Origin of the sequence: Bacillus mycoides, assembly GCF_000832605.1 — a bacterium.
GTDB lineage: Bacteria > Bacillota > Bacilli > Bacillales > Bacillaceae_G > Bacillus_A > Bacillus_A mycoides.
This window is the reverse complement of record NZ_CP009692.1, coordinates 980126-999124: the sequence shown is the minus strand read 5'-3', so window position 1 is coordinate 999124 and position 18999 is coordinate 980126. Positions and strand designations below refer to the sequence as shown.

Annotated in this window: 23 protein-coding genes and 1 other annotated feature; of the genes, 8 read left to right on the top strand and 15 right to left on the bottom strand. The window is 35.4% G+C overall.

Annotated features, from left to right (window positions below; all coding sequences use genetic code 11):
• Window positions 1-74 precede the first annotated feature (74 nt).
• Both BG05_RS29275 and BG05_RS06880 read left to right on the top strand, forming a co-directional pair.
• Window positions 75-221, top strand: a complete 147-nt coding sequence (locus BG05_RS29275; RefSeq protein WP_002129775.1) for a YuzL family protein — start codon at window positions 75-77, stop codon at window positions 219-221.
• A 97-nt stretch (window positions 222-318) separates the two neighbouring features.
• Entirely contained in the window at window positions 319-1158 is an 840-nt protein-coding gene (locus BG05_RS06880) for a D-alanyl-D-alanine carboxypeptidase family protein (RefSeq protein WP_033707936.1), read from the top strand.
• 22 nt (window positions 1159-1180) lie between these two features.
• Here the strand turns inward: BG05_RS06880 and BG05_RS06875 are convergent, their stop codons facing one another.
• The 4 genes from BG05_RS06875 to BG05_RS06860 all read right to left on the bottom strand — a co-directional run bounded on the left by BG05_RS06875 (window position 1181) and on the right by BG05_RS06860 (window position 5083).
• The gene (locus BG05_RS06875) at window positions 1181-2098 is read right to left on the bottom strand and encodes a proline dehydrogenase family protein (protein ID WP_002129778.1); all 918 of its coding nucleotides are present in this window, start codon (window positions 2096-2098) and stop codon (window positions 1181-1183) included.
• Between the two features lie 310 nt (window positions 2099-2408).
• Window positions 2409-2654, bottom strand: coding sequence for a YusU family protein (locus tag BG05_RS06870; protein WP_001290599.1), 246 nt, complete (start codon window positions 2652-2654; stop codon window positions 2409-2411).
• A 48-nt stretch (window positions 2655-2702) separates the two neighbouring features.
• Window positions 2703-3005 (bottom strand): MTH1187 family thiamine-binding protein, encoded by a 303-nt coding sequence (locus BG05_RS06865; RefSeq protein WP_001018862.1) that lies wholly within the window; start codon window positions 3003-3005, stop codon window positions 2703-2705.
• A 77-nt stretch (window positions 3006-3082) separates the two neighbouring features.
• A complete protein-coding gene (locus tag BG05_RS06860; RefSeq protein WP_003192210.1) occupies window positions 3083-5083 on the bottom strand; it encodes a methyl-accepting chemotaxis protein in 2001 nt (666 codons plus the stop codon).
• Between the two features lie 208 nt (window positions 5084-5291).
• On the opposite strand from BG05_RS06860, the gene BG05_RS06855 reads away from it, so the two are divergent.
• Window positions 5292-6050 carry a TrmB family transcriptional regulator gene (locus BG05_RS06855; protein ID WP_002034606.1) on the top strand — a complete coding sequence of 253 codons (759 nt, stop codon included), beginning with the start codon at window positions 5292-5294 and terminating at the stop codon, window positions 6048-6050.
• Between the two features lie 180 nt (window positions 6051-6230).
• Here the strand turns inward: BG05_RS06855 and BG05_RS31005 are convergent, their stop codons facing one another.
• The 3 genes from BG05_RS31005 to BG05_RS06840 all read right to left on the bottom strand — a co-directional run bounded on the left by BG05_RS31005 (window position 6231) and on the right by BG05_RS06840 (window position 9090).
• Window positions 6231-6404 (bottom strand): hypothetical protein, encoded by a 174-nt coding sequence (locus tag BG05_RS31005; protein WP_002034605.1) that lies wholly within the window; start codon window positions 6402-6404, stop codon window positions 6231-6233.
• Window positions 6405-6481: 77 nt separating this feature from the next.
• Window positions 6482-7666 (bottom strand): MFS transporter, encoded by a 1185-nt coding sequence (locus BG05_RS06845; RefSeq protein ID WP_002184708.1) that lies wholly within the window; start codon window positions 7664-7666, stop codon window positions 6482-6484.
• A 110-nt stretch (window positions 7667-7776) separates the two neighbouring features.
• Window positions 7777-9090: an APC family permease gene (locus BG05_RS06840; protein WP_002167429.1), complete on the bottom strand. Its 1314-nt coding sequence runs from the start codon at window positions 9088-9090 to the stop codon at window positions 7777-7779.
• A gap of 65 nt (window positions 9091-9155) precedes the next feature.
• Window positions 9156-9392, bottom strand: a binding site (T-box leader).
• Between the two features lie 165 nt (window positions 9393-9557).
• On the opposite strand from BG05_RS06840, the gene BG05_RS06835 reads away from it, so the two are divergent.
• Window positions 9558-9785, top strand: a complete 228-nt coding sequence (locus tag BG05_RS06835; RefSeq protein ID WP_002015964.1) for a hypothetical protein — start codon at window positions 9558-9560, stop codon at window positions 9783-9785.
• 90 nt (window positions 9786-9875) lie between these two features.
• Here BG05_RS06835 and BG05_RS06830 read toward each other — a convergent pair whose 3' ends face one another.
• From BG05_RS06830 to BG05_RS06820, 3 genes are all read right to left on the bottom strand, one after another.
• Entirely contained in the window at window positions 9876-10841 is a 966-nt protein-coding gene (locus BG05_RS06830; protein WP_002184707.1) for a hypothetical protein, read from the bottom strand.
• A 129-nt stretch (window positions 10842-10970) separates the two neighbouring features.
• Window positions 10971-11753: a membrane protein insertase YidC gene (gene yidC, locus BG05_RS06825; RefSeq protein ID WP_002015966.1), complete on the bottom strand. Its 783-nt coding sequence runs from the start codon at window positions 11751-11753 to the stop codon at window positions 10971-10973.
• A 28-nt stretch (window positions 11754-11781) separates the two neighbouring features.
• Window positions 11782-12066, bottom strand: a complete 285-nt coding sequence (locus BG05_RS06820) for a hypothetical protein (RefSeq protein WP_002015967.1) — start codon at window positions 12064-12066, stop codon at window positions 11782-11784.
• A gap of 275 nt (window positions 12067-12341) precedes the next feature.
• Between BG05_RS06820 and BG05_RS06815 the strand changes: the two genes are divergently transcribed.
• Together BG05_RS06815 and BG05_RS06810 are read left to right on the top strand one after the other, a co-directional pair.
• The gene (locus BG05_RS06815; RefSeq protein ID WP_000530031.1) at window positions 12342-13235 is read left to right on the top strand and encodes a YitT family protein; all 894 of its coding nucleotides are present in this window, start codon (window positions 12342-12344) and stop codon (window positions 13233-13235) included.
• Between the two features lie 340 nt (window positions 13236-13575).
• Window positions 13576-13962 carry a DUF3938 domain-containing protein gene (locus BG05_RS06810; RefSeq protein ID WP_002034640.1) on the top strand — a complete coding sequence of 129 codons (387 nt, stop codon included), beginning with the start codon at window positions 13576-13578 and terminating at the stop codon, window positions 13960-13962.
• A 225-nt stretch (window positions 13963-14187) separates the two neighbouring features.
• Here BG05_RS06810 and BG05_RS29270 read toward each other — a convergent pair whose 3' ends face one another.
• From BG05_RS29270 to BG05_RS06790, 5 genes are all read right to left on the bottom strand, one after another.
• Window positions 14188-14328, bottom strand: coding sequence for a DUF3985 family protein (locus tag BG05_RS29270; protein WP_000404757.1), 141 nt, complete (start codon window positions 14326-14328; stop codon window positions 14188-14190).
• An 85-nt stretch (window positions 14329-14413) separates the two neighbouring features.
• On the bottom strand, window positions 14414-15466 hold the full coding sequence (locus tag BG05_RS06805; RefSeq protein ID WP_002129811.1) for a site-2 protease family protein: 1053 nt from the start codon (window positions 15464-15466) through the stop codon (window positions 14414-14416).
• 42 nt (window positions 15467-15508) lie between these two features.
• On the bottom strand, window positions 15509-16216 hold the full coding sequence (locus BG05_RS06800) for a DUF3169 family protein (protein WP_033713854.1): 708 nt from the start codon (window positions 16214-16216) through the stop codon (window positions 15509-15511).
• Window positions 16206-16451 carry a helix-turn-helix transcriptional regulator gene (locus BG05_RS06795; RefSeq protein WP_002067963.1) on the bottom strand — a complete coding sequence of 82 codons (246 nt, stop codon included), beginning with the start codon at window positions 16449-16451 and terminating at the stop codon, window positions 16206-16208. The genes BG05_RS06800 and BG05_RS06795 overlap by 11 nt, the downstream gene beginning before the upstream one ends.
• Window positions 16452-16853: 402 nt before the next feature.
• Window positions 16854-17468: a DedA family protein gene (locus BG05_RS06790; protein ID WP_002129815.1), complete on the bottom strand. Its 615-nt coding sequence runs from the start codon at window positions 17466-17468 to the stop codon at window positions 16854-16856.
• A gap of 414 nt (window positions 17469-17882) precedes the next feature.
• Here BG05_RS06790 and BG05_RS06785 point away from each other — a divergent pair, with 414 nt between their 5' ends.
• Together BG05_RS06785 and BG05_RS06780 are read left to right on the top strand one after the other, a co-directional pair.
• A complete protein-coding gene (locus tag BG05_RS06785; RefSeq protein WP_002034632.1) occupies window positions 17883-18326 on the top strand; it encodes a DUF3978 family protein in 444 nt (147 codons plus the stop codon).
• A 30-nt stretch (window positions 18327-18356) separates the two neighbouring features.
• Entirely contained in the window at window positions 18357-18818 is a 462-nt protein-coding gene (locus BG05_RS06780; RefSeq protein ID WP_002184704.1) for a L,D-transpeptidase, read from the top strand.
• Window positions 18819-18999 lie beyond the last annotated feature (181 nt).

Below are 18999 nucleotides of genomic sequence, written 5' to 3'. Positions count from 1 at the left end.
TGCTATACATGTGTATTTTCTTCATTAAAATGCACTTTTCCTTTTTATAATCTGACGAAACTGGAGGAATATATATGGCAAAACTTAAGAAGAACCCTTCAAAAGCTGGAATTAGCGCAGCAAGTGTAACTGGAAATGCAGGTCCGCATAATCACAGTGTTGAAAAAGGGCGTCAAAGTAATAACCAACAATATAAGAAGCATAATATGGGCGAAAAATAACGCTATATTTTTGGGCAGAGGACGTGGCATAATGATTAATGGCTGCTTTTTCTGCCCAATTTATTTGTACATATGGAAAACAAAAGAGGGAACGATGATGAAACGAACAATAATTATGATTGTAATGATTGCCACACTATTTACAGGGATGATTTTCTTCTCTTATGCACAAAGGCAACAAGTTGTAAGAGCAGATCAGCCTAACATTACTGGGCAATACGGGATTACAATCGATGCAGACACAGGTGAAATTTTGTATGGAAAACGGGAAGATGAACGCTCTTATCCGGCTAGTATAGGGAAAATGATGACTACCTTACTCTTACTAGAAAATGTGAAAGAAGATGAAGAAATTACGGTTACAGAGAATGCGATTAAAACGGAAAGTCAAAGTAAGAAGATTAAGCTTCGCGCTGGTGAAAAATTAAAACGTGATGAGGCATTAAAACTTATGCTTATTATTAGTGCAGACCCAATCGCTGAGTCAATTGCAGAACATATCGCAGGATCAAAAAATGAGTTTGTGAAAATGATGAACGCTAGGGCGAAGGAACTTGGGACAAAACATGCGACTTTCAAAAACGCAAGCGGTGCTGATGCACTTGGAAATAAAGTATCACCTTATGATATTGCTATTATTACGAAAGAATCCTTGAAGTATCCGATCGTTTTAGAATATATGAATTCAATACATACAACACTACATACTTCAGAGCGTTCTCCGAAAATCGCAAACTATGGACGGGAAGAACTATATGATGATCCATATGCGATTGGAAGTAAAAGCGGTTTATCAGCACTCGGAAAATACACAGTCGTAACAGTTGATGAAAAAGACGGTAAACGCGTCATTAACGTCGTGTTATCTTCTACTCGTACGCAGCTATATCCTGATACGAAGAAAATGGCGCACTACGCATTTCAGCAATTAAAATAACCAAGGAGTATTTTCTCCTTGGTTATTTTTTGATCATACCTTTTAATACGAACGCAACGTTTGCTGGACGTTCTGCTAGACGGCGCATGAAATAGCCATACCAGTCATTTCCATAAGGCACGTAAACGCGCATTTTGTAACCTTCTTTTACTAGCTCAAGTTGACGCTCTGTACGAATACCAAATAACATTTGGAATTCAAATTGATCCCTTGGAATGTTGTGTTCTTCCGCAAGTTTTTTTGTATATTCAATAATCGCTTCGTCATGTGAAGCAATTGCAGTGTAATTTCCATTTAATAAGTGCATTTTAATAATTTTTTTATAATTGTCATCTACATCTTTCTTATCCGGGAACGCTACTTCTTCAGGTTCTTTATAAGCTCCTTTTACAAGACGTAAATTAGGACTATAAGCATTTAATTCTTCCATATCTTTTTCTGTACGATATAAGTAAGCTTGAATAACTGTACCAATATTATCGTACTCAGATTTTAACTGTTTAAAGATATCAATTGTTTTTCCGCAGCGCGTATAGTCTTCCATATCAATTGTAATAAACACACCATTTTCTTTTGCAGCTTCTAAAATACGGCGCATATTGTTCATTACGATTTCGTCAGAAATATCTAATCCCATAGAAGTCATCTTTAAAGAAAGCTGCGAATTAAGACCTTCTCTTCCAATTGCACGAATCGCTTCAATCGATTCGCTAGCCATTTCATTTGCTTCCGCTTCGTTATCAACGAATTCACCTAAATAATCGATTGTTACACAAAGACCTTGCTTATTTAATGCTTTAATTGCAGCTGTCGCTAATTCAATCGTTTCCCCTGCGACGAAGCGACCTGCACCAAAGCGTAAACCGTACTTTTTAGCCAGTTTTGTTAGCGCTTTATTTTTAGATAAGAAAAGAAACGAATTTCGCATTAATTGTTCCATGTAATTCACCCCTACGACTATAATTTATCTGTTTTTTACCCCTCTTCAAAATTATATCATTGTTTAAAATTATTTGATACAAATAATTATTTAGATAATTTATAAAATACTATCAAAACATTTAAAACCCTATATTCTCGTTTATAAATATAAAGAAAATATTTTTCGACATTCAGAAAAAACGGGTTTACTAGGGAAAAAATGAGCATGCCGAAAATATTCGACATGCTCACAAAATCATTTATATTTCATGTAAATTATATAAGGATATTAATAACAAAAACTTGAGGTAACATTATCTCAAGCCTTCTTACTTCTCATTTCGCTTCTCATCATTCAGCTTTTTAATATTCGTAATTAACTGTACCATCTCTTCTTTTGCATCTGGATACGTCTCATTCCAATGTTTCACTAAAGCTGGCATCGTCTTAGCCATATAAGAATAAAGTGCCCATTTCTGTACCTGCTCTTTTCGCTCTTCGTTGCTCTCTCCAAGTAATAGTTCCGTGTATTTCTCTAGCAAGCCATCAAACTGCTCATTAAACTTTTCACTCATCTTATTTTCCTCCTATATGAAAAAAGCAGCGAAGATCGCTGCTTTTTCTTATAATTTTGATCGAACAGAGTTTAATTTCTTCTCCATCGTACTTACTTTATCACGGCGATCATCGATACGAATTGTTGTCGCAACGCGCTGTGCACCTTTCGTGTATGGAACTTCATGCATTTGTTGAATGACTTCTAAAATGACAGGAAGATCTCCTTCAATTACTGTATTCATCGGTGTTAATTGATACTTCACGCGATCAGCATTTTTCTCTAGTACCTTTTGTACTTCTGCTACATATTCACTAACACTTGGGTTACCTGTTCCTACTGGAATAATCGATACATCAACAATTGCCATAATAATCTTCCTCCTATTACTGCTTCTTATATATCCATTGTCTATTTTACCGAAATTCTCATCATTTTACTAATACGTTACTCTTCTACTTTAAACTGCTCAATCAATTTTTCTAAGTCCTGCATATTCTCTGTCAAACTTTCCATCGTATGAGCTACTTTTTCTAAATGATTCACTTGTGACTCAGTTGCTGCATTTACCTCTTCAGAAACAGCCGCACTCTCTTGACTCGTGCTAGCAATTGTTTGCATAACTTCTGTAATTTCTTCTTGCTCGTGACCTATGTTATTTACCTCTTCTACAATTTTTTCAACTGAGGCACTAATAGTATTTACAACTGACATAATTGTGCGGAATTCTGTCTCCGCCTCTGTCGTAACTTTATTTTGTATATCCGCAATGTCTTTCAATTTACTTACAACTTCTACAACTCGTTTTACTTCTAACTGCACATCGCTAATCATTATTGTAATCTCACCCGTTGCCTCTTTTGATTGTTCAGCTAATTTCCGAACCTCTTCCGCAACAACAGCAAAGCCCTTACCTTGCTCACCTGCACGTGCTGCTTCAATTGAAGCGTTTAAAGCCAGTAAATTCGTTTGATCCGAAAGACCTTTTATAAGTTCTACCACATTTTGAATCGATCCAACCCTTTGCTCTAACTTACCGGACGCTTCTTCCGTATGAACAACGATAGAAGATGATTGTTCTCTTGTACGAACTAAATTTCGCATCGTATTGAGTCCCTGCTTAGACGCTTCTTCCGCCTTACCAGTCACTCCCTTTATTTCACCAACGGAACTATTCATTTCTCCCATCGACTGCGCCATATTTTCAAGTTGCGCTGAAACCTCCTCTACACTATTAGCAAGAGTAGACGCGCCTCCGCTCACATCATCCATTGCACCTGAAACTTCTCTACTAGCTGCTACAGTTTCATTCGTTAAATAATGCAGATTGTGAGTCGATTTCTGTACTGTCGATACACTATTTTTAATTTTACTTACCATTTCATTCATTTGCTCAACCATATGATTAAAATGATTTGTCAGTTCTCCAACTTCATCCTTACTTGTCACTTTCATTTGCAACGTTAAGTCACCTTCTGCTACTTTTTGAACGTGATTTGTTAATAGTTGCAATGGTCTTGCTAATCTTCTTGAGAATACATATGAAGCTAATATTCCAATCAATAAACTTATACATGCCATTATAATAACTGTATTTCTTGTTTCTATTAGTAAGTTATCAATGGACTCTTTCGGATATACAATCCCGATTTTCCATTTCATCTTATCAAACAATTGACTATAGGCTACTACATCTTTTTCACCTAATGTCGCCGCCGCAAATTTCGTTTCATCTTTATTTAAACTTTTAACAAGTGGTTCTTTCGAAACATCTTTTCCTACTTTCTCCGGGTACACAATGGCAATATTTTTATCATTTATAACAAACATTTCTCCGCCATTATTATATTGAATATTATGGAGTAGCTTTTGAATCGTTCCTAGTGATACATCCATTGCTACAACACCTAACACAGAACCATCTTGTCCGACAATGGCTTTTGAAACTCCAATACTTAACTTACCCGTCGCGATTTCATATTGTGGTTCTCCCCAAATAGTCGATTCTGTAGCTGCTTCTGACGCTTTATACCAAGGGCGACTCGTCGGATCATATCCTTCTGGAACTGTCCCACCATCTGCAAGATTTGCACTCAACGTTTTTTTATCTTTCGTCCCAATGTAGACATCTAAAATATCAGGATGATTCTTTTTAAACCTTGAAAATTCCTTTAAAATAAAACTCTCTTCTTCTGGAGTAACCCCATCTTGTAGCATGTTTTGAATATCATCATGAGATCCATAATGACCCATATCTTCTTCAATTCGCTGCATAAATGCAGTTAACTGCTCTGTCACAAGATCCATCGTATTTTCAGAATACTGGTCTAAGGAGTGCGTTTCTTTCTCTTTTTGCAATTGATACACAGCTGTACCTAATATTACAAACATCATAGAAATAAGTACCGAAAATACTACTGCAATTTTTAAACGTAAACTTCTCAACATATTCCCTCAAGCATCCCCTTCTCGGTAAAATTCAATCGCATTAATCATTATATTAAGTATAATAGATAAATCAGAAAGCTCAATCCATATAGTTTAAAAAATTGAAATTTATTCTCATTTCAATCAACCTACTTGTTATCTCAACACTTGTGTAAAAACAAATAGTTCATTATCCTTAACATATAATCTCATTCGTTCGGAGGGAACTATGCTACAAAAATTCGGTTTCTCACAATATGAAAGCCAAGCTTATGAAGTTGTCGTATCAAGCAATGACCCATTAGATGCAACAACTATCGTTAAACATTCAGGTGTTCCAAAAGCAAAAATATACGAAGTGTTAGCACGACTCATTGATAAAGGGATGGTAATGGATTCTGTTTCTGAAAAGAAAAAATTGTATACAGCATTACCACTCAAGCTAGCAATTGAAAAGTTAACGACAGAATTCCAATCTAATATTAAAGAACTTGAAAATAATATTTCTAAAAAATCATTTACAGATGACCGCGTTTGGAGTTTAAAAATGCAGTCTTCTATTAAAGTACAAAGTAGGCAACTTATAGAAGATGCGAAAGAATCCATACGCATCTCCGCATGGAACGATACCCTTTTAGAATATCTTCCTTTACTAGAACAAAAAGAAAAACAAGGCGTCCAAGTCGAGTCCCTCATAGTTGGAAAAGTGGAAACTGACTTAGAAAACATGCATTTTTTAATCCCAGCTCAAGAACCTAACGCATTAGAGCGTTATTTACTACTCATCGTTGACGATAGTGAAATTTTATTTGCTGGTGTAGAGCAAGAATCATGGCAAGCGATGAAAACAATGTCACAACCTTTCGTGAAGTTCTTTACGGAGTTCTTCTATCATGACGTTGCACTTGCGAAGATTACAGAGAAGCACCATGATCTCTTTATGCAGGATGAGGAAATTAAGGAATTGTTGATGAAGTTGAGATATTAACAAATCCAAAAATCGATTCTACCATTTGAATAGATAATATAATTTTCCATACAAAAAAAGCTGTATCAAACGGAGTTTTACATACTCATTTGGTACAGCTCTTTTTTACGCTTTCGCTAATTCAATTTTATGTAGTTGGTTTTTCGGATGGTTTTGATTTGTAAATACAGAACGTTCATTTCACGATTTTTTTTGCTCCTTTATCTCCATCAAAAGCTCAATAATCTTCTCATTTTGCTCTACTTGTTTCTCAGAATTTTGATAGATGAAACGAATCCATCTAAATACAAAAATAATAAGAAATAATGGGACTAAAGAAATTAGAAAACCAATAATTGAAAAATTAGACTCCATATACTATCACCTCGCTATATACTCCCTTCTCCATTTCTCTACTAACCCCTGCAATTTTTCACACAAAAAAGAACCTATCAAATGATAGATTCTTCTTTCGTAAGCTGATTCGAACGTCCTCTCGTAATAGAGAAAATCGCACAAAGTAGTGCCAATATAATGAAAACGCCGCCTACCCAAGCGTTATATATAACAGATGATTTCTCAATAACAACTCCGCCCACTGTTGAGCCAAGTGCAATTCCTAAATGAAGTGCAGAGTTATTTAAACCTTGCTGAATACCAGCTGATTCTGGCGCAATTTCAATTAAATAGTTTTGCTGTGCTGGCGAAATTGCCCAGCTCAGCATACTCCAAAGCCCCATCATAATAATGAAAAGCGGGAATGAGAATGTCATCATCGGCAACATAAAGATTGCACATGCAAATACGATAATGATGGAAATAATACTTTTCTTCGATCCCCATTTATCAGCAAGCCAGCCGCCAAGGCCACCTCCAAGTACCGCTGCAATTCCGAAAATGAAGTAAAACACACTAATCCAATTTGCTTCAACATGCATCACATCTTTTAGAAACGGCGTTAAATATGCGTATAGCGTTAAATGACCTGTTAAAAATAAAAATGATGTTAACTGTGCGCTTACAATTTTTTTATCCTTTAACGTAGCAATTTGTTCTCTTATTGATAATACCGATGTCGCTGGTACTTTCGTTAAGAATAATGAAATACAAGCAATCGCCATAACCGTTAATATTGAAATTAATACAAATGGTGCACGCCATCCATATGCATTTCCGAGCACAAGACCTAGCGGTACTCCAAGTACGAGTGATCCACTAATACCCATGAAAATGATTCCAATTGCACGCGCACGAAAATGCGGCTCTACTACACTAGAAGCAAGTGCTACCGATAGTGCAATAATAAGCGATCCACTCGCTGCACAAATTACTCTCGAGAACATTAACATCTCGTAATTCACACTAAATGCCGAAATGATATTTCCAATTAAGAAAATTGATAATGCCACAACATACAATTTCTTTCTTTCAAACTTGCCTGTTAATGCTAATAAAACTGGCCCCGATAGAGCAAATACTACTGAAAATATTGTAATAAGCTGACCAGCTGCACTAATCGACACACCTAAATCATTAGCAACTAAATCAAGCGTTCCTCCTATAATTAGCTCAACCGTTCCGACTACGAAAGCCGCAATAGCTAAAATATATACACGAAAATTCAAGCCTTTCCCCACACTTTCTCTTTTGGTTACTACCATTATAGTAACCAAAAGAGAAAGTGGACGCAAGTACAAATTTTTTTATAGCAAAAAAGCAGGCGTATAATACGCCTGCCCTTCAATCATTAAACTCCAGTTTCTTTCTTCTTATTTAAGTACCAATATACCGGAAGTCCAGTAAATACAATTCCAATTGATAAGAAGCAGCTTACCGGATCGTTAATAATTGCACTTCCAAGTACAAACAATGACCCTAAAATCGCAACGATTGGTACAATCGGGAATAACGGTACACTATATGCACGCTCTTTATCCTTGTTACGTCTTCGTAAAATGAAGACACCAATAAACGTCATTACGTAGAAAATATAAATAATGAATACGGAAATCTCAGATAGCTTATTCGGATCACTAATAAGCATTAAAATAATTCCTAAAATGATTTCAACAGTAATCGCATTTGCTGGTGTTTTAAATCTCGAATTTTCTTTTGCAATAAACTTAGAAAACGGAAGGTGTCCACGCTCTGCCATCGACATCGGAATACGTGGGAACGTTAAAATCTTTCCATTTAAACAACCGAAAATAGAAATGATAATACCGATACTAATAATTTTCCCGCCATATTCTCCAAGTAACATACCCGCAGCTGTCGCTGTTGCATTTTCTCCAAGGTCTACAATTTTCGCTGCTGGTAATACATTTAATAACGCTAAGTTAATTAACACGTAAGCAGCTGTTACAATTAAAATCCCAACTGTCATTGCCTTCGGTAATAACTTTGTTGGGTTCTTCATTTCTCCGCCAATAGAAGCGAGTAAAATCCAGCCATCATAGGCAAATAAAGTTGCTAAAATTGCCATCCCGATACTTTGATTTTCTGATATCGGTACAACTACGTTGAAGATATCACTATTCCCTTTCCAAAACCCTAGCACAACAATTAATATAATTGGAATCATCTTCCCAACTGTCGTAACCGTTTGGACGATGCCCCCATATTTTGTTCCCAAACTATTTATAACGCCTAGGAACACAACTGTTCCAATTGCGATTGGTAAATTCCAGACTTTATCTAAATAGAAAAAATTGATCATTAAAGAACTAAAATACAAACCTAACGTTCCAATAATAGCTGGTCCATAAACAATTGTTTGCATCCAGCCAGATAAATACCCCCAAAAACTTCCGTAAATCTCCTCTAAATACGTATACAACCCACCATTTTTCGGAATTTGCGCTCCAATTTCGGCTACTGTTAAACCACTTGCTAACGTCAACAGACCACCAATTACCCAAGCAAGGATTGCCATATTAGAACTCCCTGAGTAATCTAATACGCTCCCTGGTTTCATAAACACACCAGACCCAATAATAGTTCCTACTACGATAGAAAGTGCTACTGTTAAACCAATTTTGTTTTTCTCATCATGATGCATGCTGCGTATCCTCCTTCCAATACTAGTGTGATGCAAAAATAAAATAAAAAAACACTCCTCCCTAAAAAAGGGACGAGTGTTGTATTCGTGGTTCCACCCTTGTTTCAATTCGTAAAGTGACACACTTCACCAATTTCTCAAGTCCAAATAACGGTTTTTGCCGGCAAGCAATTACTAGGTATCCGTTCACTGCTGCAGTTCAGAGGTGGTAATCGATTTTCTCGTATTAGGAAGCTCACAGCCAAAGGCTTCCCTCTCTGAGAATCGTAAAAAATTGATCATGTCCTCATCATCACTTCTTGATGTCGAATTTTGTAGTTATTGTTCATTATATTGAATTGTTAGAAAAAATCAATATATATTTTATATAACATAAGAAACATTTCTCTTCTTATATTATAACAGAAGTTACCATTTTTCTCTATTTCCCTAAAAATGGTATAATTCATGTAGGAGGTGTACTAATAATGATTGCTATTTTTTGTATCATCGCTACTGTTCTTTCTTTTATATTCGCTATCATGTATCGATATAAGTATCCTGGTTATAGCATTTTAGCGGTAGCTATTATACCAGCTGCTTCCTTCTACGTATTAGGTAAATACCAATATACTGAAGTGTTTATCGGTTTTGCAATCTTCTACTGCATCTTTGGATACATACTAACAATGAAAAGAATTTCAATGAATCATTAAAAGGGACCGATTTCTGCTTACAGAAATCGGTCCTCGCATTTGTCGTATGTACCTTTCGGTTGCCCACACGAAAGATACTACATAGTTCAATTATTTTTCATCTTTTTTCATAAAAAATTTATGATTTGGAAGATCCACATTTAAATCTGCTAATTGTTTCTTTTCCTTTTCTAGAATCGCTTTCGCTTTTTCTTTTGTCACCTCATCTAAGTTTGCAAAGATGTCTTCATGCTTCCCTTTCTCTGGAAGATTCACACCTAGTTTTGCCAATTCTTCTTTCGCTTGCTCGCGAGTTAATTTCCCGGACTTTTCTTGCTCAAAAATAGACTTCGCTTTTTCTTTTGTCGCCTCATCTAGATTCGCGAACATATCACCGTGCTTCCCTTTCTCTGGGAATTTCACACCTAGTTCTTTCAACTTCGCTTTTGCTTGCTCACGAGTTAGTGTTCCAGACTTTTCTTGCTTCAAAATTGCTTCCGCTTTTTCTTTTGTCGCCTCATCTAAATCCGCGAACATGTCACCATGCTTCCCTTTCTCTGGAAGCGTTACGCCTAATTCTTTCAATTTCTCTTTCACTTGCTCATGCGTTAATGTTCCGGACTTTTCTTGCTCAAAAATGGACTTCGCTTTTTCTTTTGTCGCCTCATCTAAATTCGCGAATATACCTTTGTGCTTACCTTTCTCTGGGAATTTCACGCCTAGCTTTGTTAATTCCTCATTTGCTTGTTCGCGAGTTAATTTCCCGGATTTTTCTTGCTCTAGAATCGACTTCGCTTTTTCTTTTGTCGCCTCATCTAAGTCCGCAAGCATGTCTTTGCGTTTCTCCTTCTCTGGAAGTTTCACACCTAGTTCCTCTAACTGTTTCTTTGTATCGTCCATAATCGTTTTTACTTTTTGTTTTGTAGCCTCATCTAAATTCTTCTTCGCAGTTCCTTTTGTAACTTGCTCGGCCGCTGGAGTATTCGTTGCCGCAAACGCTGGTATGCAAGCTCCTCCTATAATTCCAAATGATAAAGCACCTGCAATTGCTACATACCCAACTGTTTTCTTCTTCATAGGAAATTTCCTCCTTCATAGTTCTAAAGCATGTACACTTTCGTATACAATGCCAATAGTAATGTTGGTTTCTTAAAATTTCCTTAACGATTTAAATAAAAAACACCGCTCATCACGAGCGGCGTTTTTCTAAGCTTTTTGTAATTGTAATTCTTCACGTTCCATTACTTTTCTTAATACAATTGTTTGTGTCATTGTAAATAAGTTACCTGTAATCCAATACAGCACCAGTCCTGATGGCGCCGCAAATCCCATAAATAGAATCATTGCAGGCATCATAATTTGCTGTATTTTCAGCATTTGAACTTGTTCTCCAGGCGTTACATTTGATTGGAACACCTTCATTTGAATAAATGTTGTTAACGCTGCGATAATCGGTAATATATGATATGGATCTGCATGTCCTAGGTTCACCCATAAAAATGAAGATGTACGAATCTCTTCAGTTCGGCTAATCGCATAATACAAAGCAGAGAAAATCGGCATTTGTATAAAGATTGGCCAGCACCCAGCTAACGGATTCCAACCGCCTGATTTCATTAGTTCTGACATTTCTTTTTGATACTGCTTTTGTTTTTCAAGATCTTTACCCACATCACCGTATTTCTGTTTCAGCTTCTGTAATTCAGGTTGCATTTTTTTCATTTTCGCTTGGCTACGATATTGCGAAACAGCTAATGGAATCATTGCTGAACGAATAACGAGCGTCATGATAATAATGGCAATCCCGAAGCTAGCTCCAGGTATATGATGAGCAACAAATTGAATCATAAATGAGATTGGATATACGAAATAATGGTTCCAAATTCCCGTACTATGTGAATCAATTGTACCTGCATTACTGCAGCCAGATAAAACAAAAACAAGTAATAATGATAAACTAATGAGCCTAGCTCGGTATGATTTTAACATGTTCATTCCTCCAATGTTTCGTAATTAATTAGCGAAACATTGGTGTATACGGACCTACCTCGTCACTCTCTCCACTCGATTCTTGTCTGCGGACAGAACGAATCATTCCATATTTATAAAAAATAGAAAATAGCGGTACATTTCTTGTACCCTCTTCACACGTATCTACTAGTTTAAAAGCTCTCTGCCTACCGCTCGATGCTTGCTGACGCACAAAGCGAGAAACGTTAGCAAGAAAAAAGACTTCTAATACACAAAGCGCTGTCGTTACAAACGATATATATAGAATTGCATCCTGCAATAAAAATTCCATCGCTTCACATCCTTAATAAAGTCATTTTAGCATATTCAGCAAACATTCTCTATTTCCTTTTGTTCTCAAAAATTTTTTTTGCATATTTTCTCAAAAAATTATGCTAGAAAACTAATGTATCCGCTTTCTTTAGTATATTCACACGTATCTTTGAATAGGTTTAATTTGTTAGAAATTTATAAAATTTTTGCATTATAATAAAACTATTGCCAGTTTTTGAAAAAAGCTTTATTCTCTTCTTGTAATCAAAAATGAATATGGAGATGAAACATACTATGGGTCAACTAGGAGACGCCGATTACGTTCCCGACACCGCCTTTTTATCCTTCCCAGCAGCTAAAACATTTCATTTAGAATTCATCATACAGTTAGTTGTTATTTTTATAGCTTCTATTTTGTATGCAATTTCTATGAATATGTTTTTTATCCCGCATAATATGATTAGCGGTGGATTCGCTGGTGTAGGGATGATTATCGGTTATTTAATGCACTACAATATCGGAGCACTTATCTTTTTACTAAACATTCCGCTTCTTATTTTAAGTCACTTTTACTTAGGAAAGAAGACAACCTTTTTAACGGCATACTTTGTGGCTGTATCATCTTTAGCGATGAACATTATCCCAGTACACCAAGTTTCAGATGATATTTTGCTGTCTTCTGTATTCGGTGGTGTCATCTGCGGTGCTGCCTCAGGAATCATATTCCGATTTGCTTCTTCAACAGGTGGTTTTGATGTTGTTGGATTGATTGTAGCGAAACATCGCGATGTTTCAATTGGAGCAATCATCTTTGGATTCAACTTAATCTTACTTGTTGCAGCAGGATTTATTTTCGGATGGGATATTACGCTTTATACGTTAATTAGTCGGTTTGTAGTCAGCAAAGTAATTGATGCCGTGCATACAAAACATATTAAATTAACGATAATGACAATTACAGAAAAAGGTGAGGAAATAAAAAGCTCACTATTACATCACGGCATACGTGGCGTAACAATGGTAGATGCTGTCGGCGGCTATACAAACCATAAGAAAAAAATGATTTACACTGTCGTAACTCGCTACGAGTTGGGCGAAATGAAACGTATTATCCGCCAAGTGGATAATAAAGCATTTATGAACATTACTGAAACAGTTGAAATTGTCGGCCGTTTCAAACGTATATAAAAAGGCGCAAGGAACTACAATTCCTTGCGTTTTTTATTTTTTACACTTATTACAAAATCAGATAATTCTATTATTGTATCACTAAATATGTTATAATAAAACTAGACTTACAAAAAAGAGTATATAGACTTGGAAGTTTCTCTTATTTTTATAAGCAAAAAGAAACGAGCAGTCGGGTATATTTCAGACACCATACACGTAACGGTTTAAAAAAACCGATCATCTTAGTTATTCTTCACTGATCTTTTTATAAAAGATACGTACAACTAAAATTCACTTCAATATACTATACCTACCTTTTTGACTTCCAAATCATCTTATTACATAAGGAGATGAACATATGAATCAATATATACGATACACACTAGCTGTCCTATTTGCGATCGTCGGCGGCGTGATCTGTTTCTGGACAAACACAGAGCTTGGAGAGAATATCATTTTTAATGGAATCGAAACCCTTGTAAGCGCTTCAATTTTAGGCGGATACATTTTCTTCCTCTTCAATCCAGAAGAAAATGCTCAAAAAACAATGTTATTAACAATGATCGGAATCGTTGGTGGATGTATTTCCTACTCAATGACAAACTATACATTACCACTTCAATTAAGCTCAGCTTTCTTCCACGGTCTATGGACTTGGTTTATCGCATTCTGCCTAGCAGATGTATTCAATCTATTACAGGACACTGAAGAAGAAAATGGTCGTCAAATTGAAAGTAACTCGTAAGCTGGAAGATATTCTTCCAGCTTTTTTGTTTACTGTTCTTTCCTGTTCATACCCCATCACCAAAATAAAAAGAAGTTACCTCCACGGTAACTTCTTTCCCATATACCCCACTTAGTATTCAATTAAATATATCAACGATTTTTAAAATATATCGATCGTTTCTCCACTTATATCAGCGATTTTTTCATTATATCGACGGTTCGACACTCAAAACGCACAACATGCCTATCCCCCAAGTAACTTACTGCCGAACTCAACGATTAAAAAGATAATTAATAGGATCGCGAGTATCTTTAATGCTACATACGCCACTTTAAAAACAGCATAAATGAGCAAGACTATCAAAATAATCGATAAAATTTCCATATGTATCTCCTCCTATCTCTTTTATTCTACCTGTACTTCGTTTTTTATGAAATCGAATAAGATGACATATAAAAAAGAGGATACCTCACCCATCGTAAGATACCCTCGCCTGTAGCTGCTCAAACCATTCTCTCTCTACTTGTAAATATCCCATTCCACTCTTCTCAGCACTCTCCAATTCTTTATCAGCTTTCTTCATATAAATGCGGGAAGCTTCCATATCGTCCTCTAAATATTTAATAATTCCTTGTGTACGGTAATATCCGTTTAAATCCATTTTGGTAATGGCCTTTGCATGTTCCTTTGCTTCTTGCAGAGAAAGGCTATCCGTCTGATAAAGAGCTTTATATAAAAGATACCAACTATGAAAACTACCAACGAAAAATTTATTTTCCTTCGTTACAGATAGCTGAACAATTTGTTCTATATACGGTATCGCTCTTTCCATTCCCTTTTGATCAGCTCGGGCATAAAAGACGAGCATAAGTCCGCTCATTATCTCTCTTATACTTTTATCCTCTTTTAATTTTTCCTCACTAAGTTCTACTAATCTCTCATCCCAATCTTTCGGTCTTTTATAACTAAATAACTCACTCGATATTTGAATCGTATATAAATGCTGCTTAGCTTTTTCATCATCTTTAATTAAAATGAGAAATTGCATGCCATCGCTTAGTAGCGTTCCCTTTATCGGCACGATTGTAACTGCAAAAATCACAAAGTGGAAAACGGAAAAATATAAAAGATATTGATAATAGCTCACCATGTATATGTAACCTGAAGTAATACCGAATAATAAACTCATAATTGGTCCGCCTAAAGTCATCCACGCCCATTTCTTTGAAAGGTTCGGTGTCTCTATAGAAGACGGTGCTAACATCACCACACCACCAAAGTACGCCCATAATTTATTTTCTCGAATGCGTAATTTCCCCTTTTCTTTTTGAACAGTGATAGGTCCTACTGTCATAAATTTAAAATTCAAACCACCTATCAAACCAAATACTACGTGCCCTAGCTCATGAATGGCTAACACTAATAATACAATTCCAAATACTGCCCATATATTCAACATTACTTCTAATTTCCCAGTTCGAATTACTCCGTATAAAATGGACAGAACTAGCGCCGCCGTCATGGAACCAGCTGGCCTTCTTAAAATATCCACCTTTTTCTCCCCTTAATAAATCATTTTTCTCTGCATTTCGTACATGAATTTTCCGAGATGCAATATCCAAATAAATGAGATTAAGCCAATTAATACAAAATCGATATCACTAGCCGCTGTATATATAACGGCAGCCCACCATACATATGCCAATATTGTATTCGTAAATTCATATGCTTTATATCCAGCCTCATGCACAATGTGCTTTAATCCTTCATCTGCGTTTTTCGTCCACATTTTCATAGATTCCATATATGTTACACCTTGTTCAGGATATAGCTTATTATAACGATTTTTTGTTATGAGCCCGATAACCACTACAATAGTTAAACAGACAATAGAAGCTACTAAATTCCACACTGCAAATGACACATTTGTATCCTGTAACAGTGCACGTCTACATGTAATAACTGTATATACAAACCATGCCTGCGTAACTATATCACCTACACGTAAATATATACTTATAATGCCTAATTTTCTGCCTTGTACGCTCTCTTCTTCATCGCGTGCCTCCGCTAACATACGTGTATTCTTCCAAGTGTAGTACATCATTAAGATTCCAAAAATAGTACATACACCTATAAATGTATTAGATGATAATTTTCTCGGTTCATTCGAGAGTAAATTTAAAGCTATATAAGATGTTAAAAAGCCACCCATCATACTTAATGCTATTTTCCCCACAAAATCAAATTGTTTTTTTCGTTTACTCTTCATCTTCATCGTCCTCTTCCCCCTCCACCAACATAAATATCTCCTCCACCGGCGCTCCAAAAATTTGTGCGATTTTTAGCGATAACACAATAGATGGTGCATAATCTCCACGCTCAATTAAACTAATGGTTTGCCGTGATGAGCCAATCGCTTTCCCTAAATCCCCTTGTGATAAACGATGCTTTGCTCGAAATTCCCTCACTCGATTTTGAAGCTTCATGTCTTCCCTCTTTTTCATTTATTTAATTAAAATTGTAAATAATATCCTTATCTTTGTCAATTATAATTGTCATTTTGACGTAGATACATGTCAAAAACGAATATATATTATACTAAACATAACGTATATAATAATCTTCAAGAACTACATAATTGAGGTCAACGTAAACTTCCTTATTACTGAAAATAGCACCTACCAAGGTTATAGCACTGGCTTTTCTAGTGAATTTAATAAATATGAACCCCTTTCCGAACTAAGTGACGATACGTATGAACTTTCACCTAATAGAACGGGAACGTATTATATACCAGCCACCGGTTACGGTATCGATGGAAAAATAAAAGCAAACTGGAAAATACAATAAAAAAGGCAGTGCTTTTGCACTGCCTCCCTAAAATCTGACATAGAATGGATTCCATATTAACTTGCGTTTTGTAAAAATACTCGTTTTAGTTGCTTGCGGAAACGAACGCTTAACGTAATTGCTACAATGACAATCGCTCCGAAAATGATTTTGCCGATATGATCTCCCAGTAATCCGAAAATATCATGTAAGTTACCACCTAACCAGTAGCCGCCAATTAAGAAGAACGATACCCAGAATAAAGCACCTGAATAAATTGTAATTGCAAAGCGGCGAAACGGTAAGTTAATGATACCTGCAAAGTATCCTGTAAAATGACGTACACCAGGAATGAAGAAGCCAATAAAGATAAGGAAATATCCATATTTATCGAACCACATTCTCGTTAAATCAATTTTTCTTTGTGTTAAAAATACGTACTTCCCGTATTTTTGAACAAAAGGCATACCAAGCTTATTACCTAAAAAGTATTGAATCGTCATTCCTACACTTGTCCCAATAAAGGATAGGATAATTAAAATAGGTAAACTTAGATCACCCTTCTGTGCTAAAAACCCCGCATATGCTAATGTTGGCTCTCCCGGAAACGGAAGTGCAATATATTCTAACAGCAGGCCTACAAGTACTACATAATACCCATATTGCTGAAATAATTCATGAACCCATTCCATGTCATCTCCCCTTTCATTCACGTACAACTTGTTACTATTATTGTATAAAAAAATTGTCGAAATAACTATCACAATAGCTTACATTTTTATTACATTTTTGTAAGGCTCATTCTAAAGTTTTTTGTTCTCTATTTACTTATATCTATTAGCATTTAAAAACAAGCTAACAACTATATATCACGCGAAGGAAATCCATTAATATACATTTTTCATCCAGTTTTTAACTCTCGAAAACCACCTTATTTTGTTCTCTATAAAAAACCACCACAAACTCATATGAACTTCATATTAGCTTCATATACGTATTGTAAGATTATATCGGAATTTGTTGAAAAATTTAGCTAATATATGACTAAACATTAAACTGAATAAATATAATTCGCTTTTCGAAATTGAAAAAAGGGTGAATAAGAAATGGAAGCTTATAAAATGCACGATTTTATTAATACGAATGTTGAATCTCATCAAAATGAAACCGTTTTTAATTTACAAATATGTGAAACAAATGAATTTGACGTAAGTTTAACAAAATCTACAACGCTGTCTTTTATCGTTTCAAAAAAGAACATTAAGATCGTCACGAGAAAATGGGTTAATTCAAATCAAGAAAGCATGATTGGCAAAAGCTACATCATTCCAACGAAAGCTTTTCACTATTTCTTACCGATTATTTCTGAAACTGAAGATGAACTAAATATTCGAGTTCAAAGTTTTGGACTACATGGTGAGCTTTTATTAAATGAAAGATTACTTATCGATAAAAACAACAAATGTAATACAAAGATTACTACCTTCTTTGAAACATTAGATGAAAATGTCAATCAAGCATTACGAGGATTACAAATTCATTGTATGTAAGACTACTACAATAAGTAAAAGGAGAATATAATGAAAAAACTATTATTAAGTGCGCTATTATCATTAGGATTTTTAACTCTTCCATTCACTACTGCAGAAGCAGCTACGACGAAAGATCAGCTTATCGTAAACACAAAAATAAATAAAATGGATTATTATCAAGATGGAAAATTCATAAAAAGTTTCACTGTCGCTACTGGAAAAGCATCAACACCAACACCTAAGGGTACTTTTCAAATCGTAAATAAAATTAAAAACCGTCCTTACTATACAGGAAAAATTAAAGGCGGCGATCCACGTAATCCACTTGGGGACCGCTGGCTCGGATTAAATATGGCAGGAACTTACGGAACAACGTATGCGATTCATGGAACTAACAATAATCAAGCAATCGGGAAAGCAACAACACTTGGTTGTATTCGTATGTTTAACAATGATATTCACTGGTTATTTGAGCGCGTTCAGCAGCAAGCTACTGTCACTGTAAATTAGCCTAAGAACAAGATTTATGTGTAGCCAAGAATTTTATGTCTTGGCTTATTTTATTTATTCATTTACAGTAGCAAAGTAACTGTATTTACATATATAATAAAAATAGATTGCATTCAACATCATCGTAACATTGATAAACATGGATATTAAAATTATACAGTTATAATGTTTTATAAATTTT